The following is a 14,347-nucleotide window of genomic DNA, read 5'->3' as shown; positions in this document are numbered from 1 at the left end:
ACGGGGGGCTTTTCTAATAATGTGTATTAAGGATGCGCCAGCAGCTCGGTCAAACCGGAAACTTCGGCAATTTCACGCATGTCTTCCGGCAACGCACGGATGCTGACCGGCTTTTTTGCCGCTTCGGCATCACGCATGAAGCACAGCAACAACGACAGGCCGACACTGCTGGACTTGGTCACCGCCGAGCAATCGAGCACCAGCTCTGGCGCCTTGCTGGCCTTGATCAGCGCCTGGCCTTGCTTGCGCAGGTCAGGCCCGGTGCGGTAATCCAGCACGCCGCTGAGGAACAGCTCGCCGGCATCGCCGATACGAACAGCCGACTCGGTCATTGCGCAGGCTTCCCGGCAGCTTTGTCGGTTTCTTCCTTGGCCTTGGCCACTTCACCGGCCCAACCATTGATGGTCTTGTCCAGGTCGTTGCCATTGCGCTGCATCGCGTCGGCGAACTGGTCACGGAACAGCTTGCCGATGTTGATACCGTTGATGATCACGTTGCGCAGTTTCCACTCGCCATTGATCTTCGTCAGGGTGTAGGACACTGGGTACACGGCACCATTGCTGCCGGAGACTTTCATCCCGACTTCGGCGCGGTCGCCCGACTCGTCCTTGGGCGGGTCAACGATAATGCCCTGGTTGTTGTACTCCAGCAGGGCGTTACCGTAGAACTGGAACAGACCCTTCTTGAAGTTCTCTTGGAACGTTTGCATCTGGGCAGGCGTAGCCTTGCGCGAATACTTGACCGTCATGATGCTCTTGGAGATGCCTTCAGCATCGACCACAGGGCCAACGATCGTGTTGAGCGCGTTGTAGAACTTGGAAGGGTCTTGCTTGTACTGTTCTTTGTTAGCCTTGAGGTCAGCCAGCATTCTGCTGGTGGTGTCCTGCACCAAATCGTGGGCAGAACCTGCCGCGTTGGCCATCATCGGCAATGCTGCAAGCAGTACCAGCAGGCCACGTCGCAAGGTAGAGATCATGAACAGATTCCTCATTTGGCGTCTTTATTGACCGTATTGAGCAAAAATTTTCCGATCAGGTCTTCAAGCACCAGCGACGACTGTGTGTCGTGGATGGTCGAACCATCCTTGAGCAGGGCTGTTTCCCCACCCACGCTGACACCGATGTACTTCTCGCCCAGCAACCCCGCAGTGAGGATAGATGCTGTGGAGTCAGTCGGCAGATTATCTACCTTCTTGTCCAGTTGCATCGTCACCCGACCGGTAAAGCTGTCGCGATCCAGATCGATTGCCGTGACCTTGCCGATGGTGACACCGGCCATGGTCACTTTGGATCTGACCGTCAAACCGGCGATATTGTCGAAGTACGCGTAAAGTTTATAGGTATCGGCGGTAGGGCTGGCCGAAAGGCCGCTGACTCGCAGGGCCAACAACAGTAAAGCCAGGATGCCAGCCAGCAAGAAAAGGCCGACACCGATTTCCACAGTGCGGTTTTGCATCAGAAATCTCCAAACATCAAGGCGGTCAAAATGAAGTCAAGGCCCAGTACCGCCAGCGAGGCGTACACAACGGTCTTGGTAGTGGCACGGCTGATCCCCTCTGAAGTGGGCTCGCAGTCATAGCCTTGGAATACGGCAATCCAGGTCACCACAAAGGCAAAGACAATGCTCTTTATGATGCCGTTGAGCACGTCACCGGTGAAGGTCACGCTGTTTTGCATGTTGGCCCAGTAGGAGCCGTCGTAGACTCCCAGCCAGTCAACCGCCACCCACGAACCACCCCAGATACCCACCACGCTGAAGATCATCGCCAGCAATGGCAGGGAAATGAAGCCGGCCCACAGGCGCGGGGCAACAATGTACTTGAGCGGGTCCACGCCGATCATTTCCAGGCTGGACAGCTGCTCGGTGGACTTCATATTGCCGATTTCAGCAGTCAGCGCCGAACCTGCACGCCCCGCGAACAACAAGGCGGTAACCACCGGGCCAAGCTCACGCAACAGGGTCAGGGCCACCATCTGCCCTACCGCCTGCTCCGAGCCGTAGCTGGAGAGGATATTGAAACCCTGCAGCGCCAGCACCATGCCGATGAACACGCCGGAGACCACGATGATCACCAGGGACATCACCCCCACCGAGTGCAGCTGCTTGACCAGCAGGCCAAAGCCGCCGCCGATGCCGCCGCGCCCCAGCAAGGCGTGGAACAGGAAAATGGTCGAACGCCCCAGCACTTCGACGATGTCGATGCCCGAGCGACCGAAAAGGCGAACCTTCTCGATAAGAGATGTCTTGCGCATCAGCGCTTCCCCAGAAGATCTGAGCGGTAGTCCGCTGCCGGAAAGTGAAAAGGCACCGGGCCATCGGGGTTGCCGGTCATGAATTGGCGAATGCGCGGGTTATCGGCGTTCATCAACTCTTCAGGCGTACCCTGCCCCAGCACCTGACCATCACCGACTACATAGAGGTAGTCGGCAATGCTCGCGGTTTCGGCCAGGTCGTGGGACACCACGATACTGGTGATCCCCAGTGCATCGTTGAGCAGACGGATCAGGCGCACCAACACGCCCATGGCGATCGGGTCCTGGCCCACGAATGGCTCGTCGTACATGAGGATCTGTGGGTCGAGGGCAATGGCCCGCGCCAGGGCGACACGGCGCTTCATGCCGCCGGACAACTCGTCCGGCATCAGGTCGATGGCACCGCGAAGGCCCACGGCCTGCAGTTTCAGCAACACGATGTCACGAATCATCTCGTCGGACAGCTGGGTGTGCACCCGCAGCGGGAAGGCCACGTTTTCGAACACATCGAGGTCGGTGAACAGCGCGCCGCTCTGGAACAGCACGCCCATGTGCTTGCGCGCATCGAACAGATCGCTGCGCGACAGCGTCGGCAGGTTCTGGCCGTTGACCCACACTTCCCCGGCACTGGGGCGCAATTGCATGCCCATCAAGCGCAACAGGGTGGTCTTGCCGCAACCGGAAGGCCCCATGATGCCCGTGACCTTGCCGCGAGGAATGCGAATATCGACGTTATTGAAGATGCTGCGCGTCCCGCGCTTGAAGGTAAGACCCTTCAGCTCGACCGCGTAGGCGTTATCGGCACTCATCTAATCTCCTTGGGATGCAGCCTTTCACTCAGACACCATGTGTGCGACTTTCGTTTTCAACTGATGCGCAATAATAAGGCACATGGGTTGGGCGGACCGAACTGGCGGCGAACTATATCACTGCTGGTACAGAGCGCCCAAGGCCGGAACAGCGCTGGTTCAGATTTGAGACAGGGAAAAAACGTTGCTTGCTATGTTACCGACGGTGCTTTTCAGTTATCCCGCGCACAAAGCCTGACGAACTTGCGTGAGGGAATCGATCATTACCGCTATAATCGCCGACTTTTCGTCAGGCTATACGATTTCAGACATGAGCCAATCCAGCGACCTTATTCAATCCGCACAACGCACCATACGCCTTGAGCTTGAAGCCGTAGAAGGCTTGCTGGCGCATATCGACGCGGATTTCGTGCGCGCCTGCGAGATGATTCTGGCCAGCAAGGGCCGCGTTGTGGTGGTCGGCATGGGCAAGTCCGGCCACATTGGCAACAAGATCGCCGCGACCTTGGCGAGCACCGGGACCACGGCGTTTTTCGTGCACCCGGCCGAAGCCAGCCACGGCGATATGGGCATGATCACCAAGGATGACGTGATTCTGGCGCTGTCCAACTCCGGCACCACCAACGAAATCGTGACCCTGTTGCCGCTGATCAAGCGCTTGGGCATCCAGATGATCAGCCTCACAGGCAACCCTGAGTCAACGCTGGCCAAGGCCGCCGACGTCAACCTGAACGTGCACGTGGCCCACGAGGCCTGCCCGCTGAACCTGGCGCCCACCTCCTCCACCACCGCCGCACTGGTGATGGGTGATGCCCTGGCGGTGGCACTGCTGGAGGCTCGCGGGTTTACCGCTGAAGACTTCGCGTTTTCCCATCCCGGTGGTGCACTGGGCCGTCGCCTGTTGCTGAAAGTGGAAAATGTGATGCACAGCGGCACAGAATTGCCGAGCGTTCCACGCGGTACCCTTTTGCGGGATGCGCTGATGGAAATGACCCGCAAGGGCTTGGGCATGACCGCCATCGTCGAGACCGATGGCCGGCTGGCCGGGATATTCACCGACGGCGACCTGCGTCGTACCCTGGACCGCACCATTGATATCCATACCGCCACCATCGACGCCGTGATGACCCCTCACGGCAAGACCGCCCGCGCCGAAATGCTCGCGGCCGAAGCGTTGAAAATCATGGAAGACCACCGGATAGGCGCTCTTATAGTGGTCGACCACGATGATCGGCCGATCGGGGCCCTTAACCTTGGCGACTTGCTGCGCGCAGGAGTGATGTAAATGACCAGCGACCTGATGCAACGCGGTAAGAACATCAAACTGGCGATTTTCGACGTTGACGGCGTGCTGACGGATGGCCGCCTGTACTTCCTCGAAGACGGCAGCGAATTCAAGACCTTCAACACCCTCGACGGCCAAGGCATCAAGATGCTGATGGCAGCGGGCGTGCAAACCGCAATTATCAGCGGTCGAAAAACACCGGTTGTGGAACGCCGCGCACAAAACCTCGGTATTCCTCACCTGTATCAGGGCCGCGAGGATAAACTGGTGGTACTGGACGAGCTTCTTGGCCAACTCAACCTAAGCTATGAACAGGTCGCCTATCTGGGCGACGACCTGCCAGACCTGCCGGTGATTCGCCGGGTGGGCCTGGGCATGGCCGTCGCGAATGCCGCAACGTTTGTGCGCGAACACGCCCATGGCATCACCACCGCCCGTGGCGGCGAAGGTGCCGCCCGCGAGTTCTGCGAGTTGATCCTGCGTGCCCAGGGCAGTCTTGAAGCGGCCCACGCCGCCTACCTATAGAGCGTTATATGCTGAGCAAAAAGATTCGCAACTTCCTGTTATTCGGGGTCATCGCCGCGCTGCTCCTGGCGGTGGGCTACTGGAATATCAGCCCGGAGCGCTTTCTCGACAAGCCTGTTGCGCAGGTTGACGAAGGCCTAATCGACTATTACGCCACCAATGCCTACAGCATTCAGTACCTGCCCGACGGCAAGGTGCAGTATGAATTGACGTCGGACAAGGTCGAGCACTTGAAGGTAGCCGACGTCAGCCTGCTGACCAATCCGGACCTGAACCTGTATCGCGGCACCGAATTTCCCTGGCACGTGACCAGCAAGCGTGGCGAAGTGAACTCGGACGGCACCGAAGTTGAACTGATCGACTCGGTTCGCGTCGCACGTACAGACGCGCAGAACCGTGACACCATCATTACCAGCAGTCGCATGACCGTATTCCCACAGAAGCAATATGCGCAGACCGAGCAAGACGTTAGAATCGACGGCGCTGGCGGTGTATCGACTGGCAAGGGAATGAAAGCGTATTTGAAAGAAAGCAGGATACACCTGCTATCGAACGTAAGAGGACAGTATGAGGCTCGTTAAAACCCTCCCTATTTTGCTCGGTCTGGGCGCAGCACTGGGAAGCGTGAGCGCCTGGGCTCTGCCGAACGATAGCCAGCAACCGATCCATATTTCGGCTGACGATGCACAGCTCGATGACAAGAAAGGTGTCGCCACCTATACCGGCGGCGTGATCATCACCCAGGGCTCGATGAAGATCACCGGCAACACGGTGACCCTGACGCGCACCCAGGCAGGCGACATTGACGTGGTGACATCGGTGGGCAACCTGGCTTATTTCGAGCAGAAGCAGTCCGCCACCGACACCGGCCCGATGAAGGGCTACGGTAAGACCATCCAGTATCACGCCCAGCAGAATCGTATCGTACTGATCGACCAGGCCAAGGTACTTAGCCCCGACGGCAACTCGACCGAAGGTGAAAAAATCACCTATGACACCGTCAAGCAGATCGCCAACGCCGGTCGCGCCAACGGCAACAAGGTCACCGCACCGCGCCCACGCATCGACATGGTTATCCAGCCGAAGAAGAAGGCCGAGTAATGGCAACCCTGAAAGCCCAGCACCTGGCCAAAGCCTATAAAAGCCGCCAGGTGGTACGCGATGTCAGCCTGTCGATCGACAGCGGCCAGATCGTCGGTTTGCTCGGCCCTAACGGCGCCGGCAAAACCACCTGCTTCTATATGATCGTCGGGCTGGTCCAGGCAGACCAGGGTCGCGTATTGATCGACGACCTGGACGTCAGCCACCAACCCATGCACGGTCGTGCACGGGCAGGTATCGGCTATCTTCCCCAGGAAGCGTCGATCTTCCGCAAACTGTCGGTAGCCGACAACATCATGGCGATCCTCGAGACCCGCAAGGAACTCGATCGCGATGGCCGCCGCCAGGAGCTGGAAAGCCTGTTGCAGGAATTCCACATCAACCATATTCGCGACAACCTCGGCATGAGCTTGTCCGGTGGTGAGCGTCGCCGCGTGGAAATCGCTCGCGCCCTGGCAACCGCGCCGAAATTCATCCTGCTGGATGAACCCTTCGCCGGTGTCGACCCGATTTCGGTGGGTGACATCAAGCAGATCATCCATCACCTCAAGGCCAAGGGCATTGGGGTGCTGATCACCGACCACAACGTGCGCGAGACCCTCGATATCTGCGAAACCGCTTATATCGTCAACGATGGTCAGCTGATTGCCGAAGGCGATGCCGAGACGATTCTGGCTAACGAGCTGGTGAAGGAAGTGTACCTGGGTCACGAGTTCCGCCTGTAAACACAGGGGTATCGCGCTTTTCCCTGGAGCGCGCGGGAGTCAATAGAAACCTCGGTTTTTTTATTGTTACCGCGCTCTAGGCAAAGGCCCCGAGATCAGGCATATAATTTGCTTATGTTTGGCGCTCACGCGCCCTGTCGTGGATGGCGCATTGCGCCGGCGAATAAGGTGTTAAGCCCCTGCCATGAAACCATCGCTAGTCCTGAGAATGGGCCAGCAGCTGACGATGACACCGCAGCTGCAACAGGCCATCCGCCTGCTCCAATTGTCGACCCTGGACCTGCAACAGGAAATCCAGGAGGCCCTGGAGTCCAATCCGATGCTCGAACGCCAGGAAGAAGGCGACGACTTCGACAACGCAGATCCGCTGGCCGACAACATCGAGCAAAAACCCAACCCCGACGTGCAGGAACCTTCCTATCAGGAAACCGCCCCGACGGTGGACAACCTGGAAGAAGGCGACTGGAACGAACGCATTCCCAACGAGCTTCCCGTGGACACCGCGTGGGAAGACGTCTACCAGACCAGCGCCAGCAGCCTGCCGAGCAACGATGATGACGAGTGGGACTTCACCACCCGTACGTCGGTGGGCGAGAGCCTGCAGAGCCACTTGTTGTGGCAACTGAACCTGGCGCCGATGTCCGATACCGATCGCCTGATCGCGGTCACCCTGATCGACTGCATCAACAACCAGGGCTACCTGGACGAAACCCTCGATGAGATCCTCGAGGCCTTCGACCCGGAACTGGACATCGAACTGGACGAAATCGAAGCCGTCCTGCACCGCATCCAGCAATTCGAGCCCGCCGGCATCGGTGCCCGCACGCTCAGCGAGTGCCTGTTGCTGCAACTGCGCCAACTGCCCGCCAAGACGCCATGGCTCACCGAAGCGCAACGCCTGGTCAGTGACTACATCGACCTGTTGGGCAGTCGCGACTACAGCCAACTGATGCGCCGCATGAAGCTCAAGGAAGATGACTTGCGCCAGGTCATCGAGCTGGTGCAAAGCCTCAACCCGCGTCCGGGCTCGCAGATCGAATCCAGCGAAGCCGAATACGTGGTCCCCGACGTCATCGTGCGCAAGGACAACGAACGCTGGCTGGTGGAGCTGAACCAGGAGTCGGTACCGCGCCTGCGGGTCAACCCGCAGTACGCAGGTTTTGTGCGCCGCGCTGACACCAGCGCCGACAACACCTTCATGCGCAACCAGTTGCAGGAAGCGCGGTGGTTCATCAAGAGCCTGCAAAGCCGCAACGAAACCCTGATGAAAGTCGCGACCCAGATCGTCGAACACCAGCGCGGTTTCCTGGAATACGGCGACGAGGCCATGAAGCCTCTGGTGCTGCACGACATCGCCGAAGCCGTTGGCATGCATGAATCGACGATTTCCCGGGTCACCACGCAGAAATTCATGCATACCCCACGGGGTATTTATGAGCTGAAATACTTTTTCTCCAGCCACGTCAGCACCTCCGAAGGCGGCGAATGCTCGTCCACGGCGATCCGCGCGATCATCAAAAAACTGGTTGCCGCGGAAAATCAGAAAAAGCCGTTGAGTGACAGCAAGATCGCTGGTTTACTGGAGGCACAAGGCATTCAGGTCGCCCGTCGAACCGTCGCCAAGTACCGCGAGTCCCTTGGGATCGCGCCTTCCAGCGAGCGTAAGCGGTTGATGTGACGGGCGGGCCACAGCGTTCCAGTGGTGGGTATTCCTGCCCACCGCTTTATGCACTGGCAACGAAGGAGAAGCTGTATGCAAGTCAACATCAGTGGACACCAGCTGGAAGTCACCAAGCCCCTGCGTGAATACACCGAGAGCAAGCTGAACAAGCTTGCGGGGCATTTTGACAAGATCACCAACGTGCAGGTCATCATGGAGGTCGATAAGCTCAAGCAGAAAATCGAGGCCACCCTGCACGTACCGAATGCCAAGCTCGTCGCCAATGCGGAACATGAAGACATGTACGCGGCAATCGACTCGCTCTACGACAAGCTCGACCGCCAACTCATAAAGCATAAGGAAAAGAATCTGCACCTGATGCAAGGTACAGGTCGTTAACTCTCCCCCCATGATCCGACTTGAAACCATCCTGACCCCCGGCCGTTCCCTCGTGAACGTGCCGGGCGGCAGTAAAAAGCGCGCCCTCGAACAAATTGCCAACCTGATCAGCAGCCAAGTGCCTGAGCTGGAGATGCAAGATGTTTTCGAAGCTCTGATTGCTCGTGAAAAACTCGGCTCGACCGGTTTTGGTAATGGAATCGCCATTCCTCACTGCCGCCTCGAAGGCTGCGATACCCCGGTCAGCGCCCTGCTGCACTTGGAAAAACCCATCGACTTCGACGCCATCGACGGTGCCCCGGTTGACCTGCTGTTCGTTCTGCTGGTCCCGCAAGCCGCCACCGATGCGCACCTGGAACTGCTCCGGCAGATCGCCAGCATGCTTGACCGCAAGGATGTACGCGACAAACTGCGCAGCGCCCCCACCAATGAGGCGTTGTACCAAGTTGTCCTGGATGAACAAAACGGGCAGTAATCATGCGTTTGATCATCGTCAGCGGTCGCTCCGGCTCGGGTAAGAGCACCGCCCTCAATGTGCTTGAGGACAACGGCTTCTATTGCATCGATAACCTGCCGGCCGGCCTGCTGCCAGAGCTGGCGGAACGTGCATTGATCCATACCGAATTGGCACAGCCACTGGTGGCTGTCTCGATTGATGCGCGCAACCTGCCCAGCCACCTTTCGCGGTTCCCGGAACTGCTGGAAGAAGTGCGCGCCAAGCACATTCATTGCGACGTGCTGTACCTGGATGCCGACGAAGAAACCCTGCTCAAGCGTTTCTCCGAAACCCGTCGACGTCACCCCCTCAGCAGTGCCAACCGCTCTCTGGCCGAAGCCATCGAGGACGAGACCAAACTGCTGGGGCCGATCATTGACCTGGCCGACCTGAAGATCAACACCACCAACCTGAACCTGTATCAGTTGCGCGATGCGATCAAGCTGCGCCTGCTGAACCAGCCTGAGCCGGGGACGGCGTTTCTAGTCGAGTCGTTTGGCTTCAAGCGTGGCATGCCGGTCGATGCCGACTTGGTGTTCGACGTGCGCTGCCTGCCCAACCCTTACTGGAAGCCGGAATTACGCGATCAGTCGGGGTTGGACCAGCCTGTGGTCGACTACCTGGCTGCACAACCGGATGTGGAAGAGATGTTCCAGGACATCTCCAGCTACCTGCTCAAATGGTTGCCGCGCTTTGCCGCCAGCAATCGGGCCTATGTCACCATTGCCATTGGCTGCACTGGCGGCCACCACCGCTCGGTTTATTTGACTGAACGGCTGGGCCAGGTGCTGCAACAAACCCTCAAGAACGTCCAGGTTCGCCACCGCGACCTTAGCTGAAAGGAACACCACTGCGATGCCGGCTCGGGAAATTGAAATCATCAACAAGCTGGGCCTGCACGCCCGGGCGTCGGCTAAATTCGTTGGAGTGGCCGGGCAGTTCCCCTGCCAGATCCGTGCAGGGCGCACGCCAGAGTCCATGGTCGATGGCAAAAGCATCATGGCGATGATGATGTTGGCGGCCGGCAAAGGCACCAAGATCCACCTGAGCACCGAAGGCGAGCAAGAGCAGGAGGCTATGGACGCACTGGTCGCGCTGATCAATAACTACTTCGACGAAGGCGAATAACTCCTACTGTAGGAGCGAGCTTGCTCGCGAAAAACGTCAACGATAACGCGGGCATCCTGGTTTAACGCAGTGCTCTTGCGTTCTTCGCGAGCAAGCTCGCTCCTACAGGGAACCATTCTCAGCCCAACGCTGTATCCATCACCATCATCAGGCAAAACCCGATACACAGCCCGAGGCTGGCGAGTTTGTCATGGCCATTGCGGCGCGACTCGGGGATGACTTCATGAGTCACCACCAGCAACATTGCCCCAGCGGCCAGCGCCAGACCCAGCGGCAACAACACTTCGGCAAGGCTTACCAGCCATGCGCAGAGCACCGCAAATACCGGTTCAACCAAGCCTGATGCAGCGCCAATCAAGAAGGCCTTGAGCCGCGACATTCCCGCCCCAGCCAATACCAACGCAATCACCAGTCCTTCAGGTACATCCTGCAAGGCAATGCCCATGGCAAGGCTGTCGGCATCCGCCATGCCTCCGCCAGCAGACACGCCCACAGCCATGCCTTCAGGGATGTTGTGCGCAATGATGGCAAACACGAATAGCCAAATACGCGGCGGAATCACCGGTTTATCCGGTGTACCCACCAGCATTTCCGGGCTGGCGCCAGAGACCTTACGGTCCACAAGGTACAGGCCGAACGCTCCGAGCATGATGCCGAAGCTGATCAGGCCACCGGCGCCCCAGGGCGACAGCCCCAGGCTTTCAGCAGCCGCGATACCCGGCACGACCAGGGAAAAAGCGGTAGCCGCCAGCATCACACCGGCCCCAAAGCCCAGTAGGGTATCGCTCAGCGCCATCGGCATGCGCCGAATCACCAACACCGGCACCGCGCCCAGCGCCGTGCCGAGCGCGCAGATCGCCCCGCCCTGCAAAGCACGCAGGATGCGCGGTTCCAGGTTCAACCAGGCCAGCCCATGGGCCACCAATAACGCAGTACCTGCCAATAGCAGCAGCGTGCCAAACGCATAACGAAACATTCGTACGCTACCGATCGCCAGTGTTTGAGTGCCCATAGTCGGCCTTAGATCTTGTTATGGAGTGAGTGTCAGGCCAGGGCCGCCTGATAGCGCGCGGCAACTTCCGGCCAGTTGATGACGCTATAAAATGCATTGATGTACTCGGGTCGTCGGTTTTGATATTGCAGGTAGTAAGCGTGTTCCCAGACGTCCAGACCAAGGATGGGCGTATTGCCGCTCATCAGCGGGCTGTCCTGGTTGCCGCTGCTTTCCACCACCAGCGTTTTCTGGGGCGTAACGCTCAGCCAAGCCCAACCGCTGCCGAAACGCGTCAACGCCGCCTTGGTAAAGGCTTCCTTGAAGCTGTCGAAGCCGCCAAGTTGCTCGTCGATGGCCTTGCCCAGCGCACCCTCGGGTTTGCCGCCCCCTGTCGGTGACATGACCGCCCAGAACAACGAGTGGTTCGCATGCCCGCCTCCTTGGTTGACCACGGCGGCGCGTAATTTCTCCGGCAATGTTTGGACGCTGGAGACCAGCTTCTCCACCGGCCAGCCGGCGAACTCAGTGCCCTCGACCGCGGCATTGAGGTTATTGATGTAGGTCTGGTGGTGTTTGGTGTAGTGAATTTCCATGGTTTGCGCGTCGATATGCGGCTCGAGGGCGTCGTAGGCGTAAGGCAAGGCCGGCAAGGTATAGGTCATATCAATGTGCTCCATATTGAGGCGTGGACGTTGGCGTCGCAGCACTGCCCAGCAGCCGATGAGTGCGCGGGTATTCGCCGTGATCGCTGATAAAATTCAGCAGCTCGACGTAGGTCTTGCTGCTCTGGCGCAACGCGGCCTCGCGCAATGACGGGCTGAGGCGCGGGTCCTGCATGGTCTGCAGCAGGCGCTGGTGGATAGCGCAGAGGTATTCCGCGCTTTCCTCAGGCTGGTTCAGCCGCAAGTGCAGGTCCGCCAGGTTGTGATGGGAAATGACGCAAGCCGCCACTGCTTCGTCAGCATCCGCCCAGCGTTCGAATAACACTTGGGCCAGGGCCAGGGCTTGCAGATAGGCCTCGCGAGCGTCAACCAGCTCACCTGCCATAAAGCAGCGATTGGCCCGTTCGATCGTGCGTTTCCAGTGCTCCATGGTGAGCCTCCAAAGCAGAGTCGTTGATTACACGCCGCCGGCCGTGAGCTTTTCCGGGTCCAGCAGGACTTCCAGTTGGCTGCGAGGCAGGTCGGTGTGTTCGAGGGCGACATCGATCACCGGGCGGCCTTGCTGATACGCCTTCTTGGCGATTTCAGCGGCCTTCTGATAACCGATGATCGGGTTAAGTGCGGTGACCAGGATGGGATTGCGCGACAGCGCTTCCTTGAGTTTGGGTTCGTTGACCTTGAAGCTGGCAATGGCCTTGTCCGCCAGCAACCGGCTGGCATTGGCCAGCAACTCCAGGCTGCTGAGCAGGTTCTGGGCAATGATCGGCAGCATCACATTCAGCTCGAAGTTGCCCGATTGGCCGGCCACGGTGATCACTGTGTCGTTGCCAATAACCTGGGCGGCCACCATGGCGGTCGCTTCCGGGATGACCGGATTGACCTTGCCCGGCATGATCGACGAGCCCGGCTGCAGCGCCTCCAGTTCGATTTCACCGAGGCCGGCCAATGGGCCGGAGTTCATCCAGCGCAGGTCATTGGCGATCTTCATCAGTGACACCGCCGTGGCCTTCAACTGGCCAGAGACTGCAACGGCGGTGTCCTGGGAGCCAATCAGCGCAAACAGGTTCTTGCCGGGGGTGAACTTCACCCCGGTCAAAAGGCTCAGTTGCTGGCTGAAACGCCCGGCAAACTCGGGGTGCGCGTTGATCCCGGTACCGACCGCCGTGCCGCCCTGGGCCAGTGCTTGCAGCGCCGGCAGCAGGTCCTGCAAGTGGCCGATATTGGCCTTGAGCTGCTGCGCCCAGCCGTTGAGCACCTGGCTCATGCGCACCGGCATGGCGTCCATCAAATGCGTGCGGCCGGTCTTGATGAACGGGTGAACCGCCTCGGCTTTTTGCTCGATGACTTGCACCAGATGCAACAGGGCCGGCAGTGTTTGCTCGTGCAGCACCAACGCGGCACTGACGTGGATGGTGGTGGGGATGATGTCGTTGCTGCTCTGGCCGCAATTGACATGGTCGTTAGGGTTGACCGCCTCGCCGAGCAAACGGCTGGCAAGGGTCGCGATCACTTCGTTGGCGTTCATGTTGGAGCTGGTGCCTGAGCCGGTCTGGAAGATATCCACCGGGAAGTGCTGCATGTAGTCGCCTTCCAGCAGACCTTGGGCGGCATCGACAATGGCCTTGCCCTGCCCTTCGCTGATTTGCTTGAGATCGACGTTGACTCTCGCTGCGGCAGTCTTGGCCAGGATCAGGGCGCGAATGAATTGCGCCGGCATGGGTTGATGACTGATCGGAAAATTATTCACGGCACGCTGGGTTTGCGCGCCGTACAAAGCGTCTTGCGGCACACGCAGTTCGCCCATGCTGTCGCGTTCGATACGGGTGTTACTCATCATTAGATCCTTGCACCAAGTCAGAAACGGAAATCGAAGGCAGTAATTCGCAGCTCGCCAATTGCCAGGCAAAGGTCTGCCAGCGCTTGAGGCGGCAGGCACAGTGGGAGAGTTTTTCCAGGTCGCGCAGTGGCCGCCAGGCCTGGTCCAGGCACAGGGAGCGCCAATGCCAGGGCAAGGCGATATCGCTGGCGGTGTCGATCAACAAGCGAAATGAGGTTTCAGCGATCGTCCACGGATGGGTTGCGGTGCAACACGCCAGGTACCGACCTTCGTTGAGGTAATGCTCGATCAGGCGGGGTTCATTGGGATCCAGGCCACAGCGAATCTGGCGGCTCATCCAACGCCAGCTTTCCAGATAGGGATCCTCATGCAGGACAGAACTCATGAGCCACACTCACTCGGTAATGATATTTATTATTAAATGATATTGAGAATCAAAACAAGAGTAGCCCATTGATCCTGAGAAAAGAGCTG

General features: G+C 58.8%; 20 protein-coding genes. 10 read left to right on the top strand and 10 right to left on the bottom strand.

Annotation, left to right across the window (positions count from 1 at the left end):
- Positions 1 to 26: 26 nt before the first annotated feature.
- The 5 genes from V8689_RS04850 to V8689_RS04830 are packed head-to-tail and all read right to left on the bottom strand — an operon-like array spanning position 27 to position 3,061.
- Positions 27 to 332, bottom strand: a complete 306-nt coding sequence (locus V8689_RS04850) for an STAS domain-containing protein (protein ID WP_003188596.1) — start codon at positions 330 to 332, stop codon at positions 27 to 29.
- The gene (locus tag V8689_RS04845; RefSeq protein ID WP_056789639.1) at positions 329 to 976 is read right to left on the bottom strand and encodes an MlaC/ttg2D family ABC transporter substrate-binding protein; all 648 of its coding nucleotides are present in this window, start codon (positions 974 to 976) and stop codon (positions 329 to 331) included. Before V8689_RS04845 ends, V8689_RS04850 begins: the two co-directional genes overlap by 4 nt.
- 11 nt (positions 977 to 987) lie before the next feature.
- On the bottom strand, positions 988 to 1,455 hold the full coding sequence (gene mlaD, locus V8689_RS04840) for an outer membrane lipid asymmetry maintenance protein MlaD (RefSeq protein WP_003188593.1): 468 nt from the start codon (positions 1,453 to 1,455) through the stop codon (positions 988 to 990).
- Entirely contained in the window at positions 1,455 to 2,252 is a 798-nt protein-coding gene (gene mlaE / locus V8689_RS04835) for a lipid asymmetry maintenance ABC transporter permease subunit MlaE (protein WP_003188592.1), read from the bottom strand. The genes mlaD and mlaE overlap by 1 nt, the downstream gene beginning before the upstream one ends.
- Positions 2,252 to 3,061, bottom strand: a complete 810-nt coding sequence (locus V8689_RS04830) for an ATP-binding cassette domain-containing protein (RefSeq protein WP_003188590.1) — start codon at positions 3,059 to 3,061, stop codon at positions 2,252 to 2,254. Before V8689_RS04830 ends, mlaE begins: the two co-directional genes overlap by 1 nt.
- 310 nt (positions 3,062 to 3,371) lie before the next feature.
- Between V8689_RS04830 and V8689_RS04825 the strand changes: the two genes are divergently transcribed.
- From V8689_RS04825 to V8689_RS04780, 10 genes are all read left to right on the top strand, one after another.
- Positions 3,372 to 4,346 carry a KpsF/GutQ family sugar-phosphate isomerase gene (locus V8689_RS04825; protein WP_003188589.1) on the top strand — a complete coding sequence of 325 codons (975 nt, stop codon included), beginning with the start codon at positions 3,372 to 3,374 and terminating at the stop codon, positions 4,344 to 4,346.
- A complete protein-coding gene (locus V8689_RS04820) occupies positions 4,347 to 4,871 on the top strand; it encodes a KdsC family phosphatase (protein WP_056789636.1) in 525 nt (174 codons plus the stop codon).
- A gap of 8 nt (positions 4,872 to 4,879) precedes the next feature.
- Entirely contained in the window at positions 4,880 to 5,452 is a 573-nt protein-coding gene (gene lptC, locus V8689_RS04815) for an LPS export ABC transporter periplasmic protein LptC (protein ID WP_056789633.1), read from the top strand.
- Complete coding sequence (gene lptA / locus V8689_RS04810) at positions 5,439 to 5,972, top strand: lipopolysaccharide transport periplasmic protein LptA (RefSeq protein ID WP_056789631.1); 534 nt, start codon at positions 5,439 to 5,441, stop codon at positions 5,970 to 5,972. Before lptC ends, lptA begins: the two co-directional genes overlap by 14 nt.
- Entirely contained in the window at positions 5,972 to 6,697 is a 726-nt protein-coding gene (gene lptB, locus V8689_RS04805) for an LPS export ABC transporter ATP-binding protein (protein WP_003188582.1), read from the top strand. Before lptA ends, lptB begins: the two co-directional genes overlap by 1 nt.
- Positions 6,698 to 6,881: 184 nt before the next feature.
- On the top strand, positions 6,882 to 8,375 hold the full coding sequence (locus V8689_RS04800) for an RNA polymerase factor sigma-54 (RefSeq protein WP_003188580.1): 1,494 nt from the start codon (positions 6,882 to 6,884) through the stop codon (positions 8,373 to 8,375).
- 75 nt (positions 8,376 to 8,450) lie between these two features.
- A complete protein-coding gene (gene hpf, locus V8689_RS04795; protein ID WP_003171804.1) occupies positions 8,451 to 8,756 on the top strand; it encodes a ribosome hibernation-promoting factor, HPF/YfiA family in 306 nt (101 codons plus the stop codon).
- Between the two features lie 10 nt (positions 8,757 to 8,766).
- Positions 8,767 to 9,231, top strand: coding sequence for a PTS IIA-like nitrogen regulatory protein PtsN (gene ptsN / locus V8689_RS04790; RefSeq protein WP_056789628.1), 465 nt, complete (start codon positions 8,767 to 8,769; stop codon positions 9,229 to 9,231).
- A 2-nt stretch (positions 9,232 to 9,233) separates the two neighbouring features.
- The gene (rapZ, locus tag V8689_RS04785; protein WP_003188578.1) at positions 9,234 to 10,091 is read left to right on the top strand and encodes an RNase adapter RapZ; all 858 of its coding nucleotides are present in this window, start codon (positions 9,234 to 9,236) and stop codon (positions 10,089 to 10,091) included.
- Positions 10,092 to 10,107: 16 nt separating this feature from the next.
- On the top strand, positions 10,108 to 10,380 hold the full coding sequence (locus V8689_RS04780; protein WP_056789626.1) for an HPr family phosphocarrier protein: 273 nt from the start codon (positions 10,108 to 10,110) through the stop codon (positions 10,378 to 10,380).
- 118 nt (positions 10,381 to 10,498) lie between these two features.
- Here V8689_RS04780 and V8689_RS04775 read toward each other — a convergent pair whose 3' ends face one another.
- The 5 genes from V8689_RS04775 to V8689_RS04755 are packed head-to-tail and all read right to left on the bottom strand — an operon-like array spanning position 10,499 to position 14,258.
- A complete protein-coding gene (locus tag V8689_RS04775) occupies positions 10,499 to 11,392 on the bottom strand; it encodes a ZIP family metal transporter (protein WP_056789623.1) in 894 nt (297 codons plus the stop codon).
- Between the two features lie 32 nt (positions 11,393 to 11,424).
- Positions 11,425 to 12,036: a superoxide dismutase gene (locus V8689_RS04770; protein WP_044271631.1), complete on the bottom strand. Its 612-nt coding sequence runs from the start codon at positions 12,034 to 12,036 to the stop codon at positions 11,425 to 11,427.
- Between the two features lies 1 nt (position 12,037).
- Complete coding sequence (locus V8689_RS04765) at positions 12,038 to 12,466, bottom strand: hypothetical protein (protein ID WP_056789621.1); 429 nt, start codon at positions 12,464 to 12,466, stop codon at positions 12,038 to 12,040.
- 27 nt (positions 12,467 to 12,493) lie between these two features.
- A complete protein-coding gene (locus tag V8689_RS04760) occupies positions 12,494 to 13,870 on the bottom strand; it encodes a class II fumarate hydratase (RefSeq protein WP_056789617.1) in 1,377 nt (458 codons plus the stop codon).
- Positions 13,863 to 14,258 (bottom strand): hypothetical protein, encoded by a 396-nt coding sequence (locus V8689_RS04755; RefSeq protein ID WP_032893559.1) that lies wholly within the window; start codon positions 14,256 to 14,258, stop codon positions 13,863 to 13,865. Before V8689_RS04755 ends, V8689_RS04760 begins: the two co-directional genes overlap by 8 nt.
- Between the last annotated feature and the right edge of the window lie 89 nt (positions 14,259 to 14,347).

Source organism: Pseudomonas sp. AK181, assembly GCF_051122975.1.
GTDB lineage: Bacteria > Pseudomonadota > Gammaproteobacteria > Pseudomonadales > Pseudomonadaceae > Aquipseudomonas > Aquipseudomonas lactis.
Note: the sequence above shows the minus strand (reverse complement) of the source record. Positions and strands in the feature narration are given on the sequence as shown.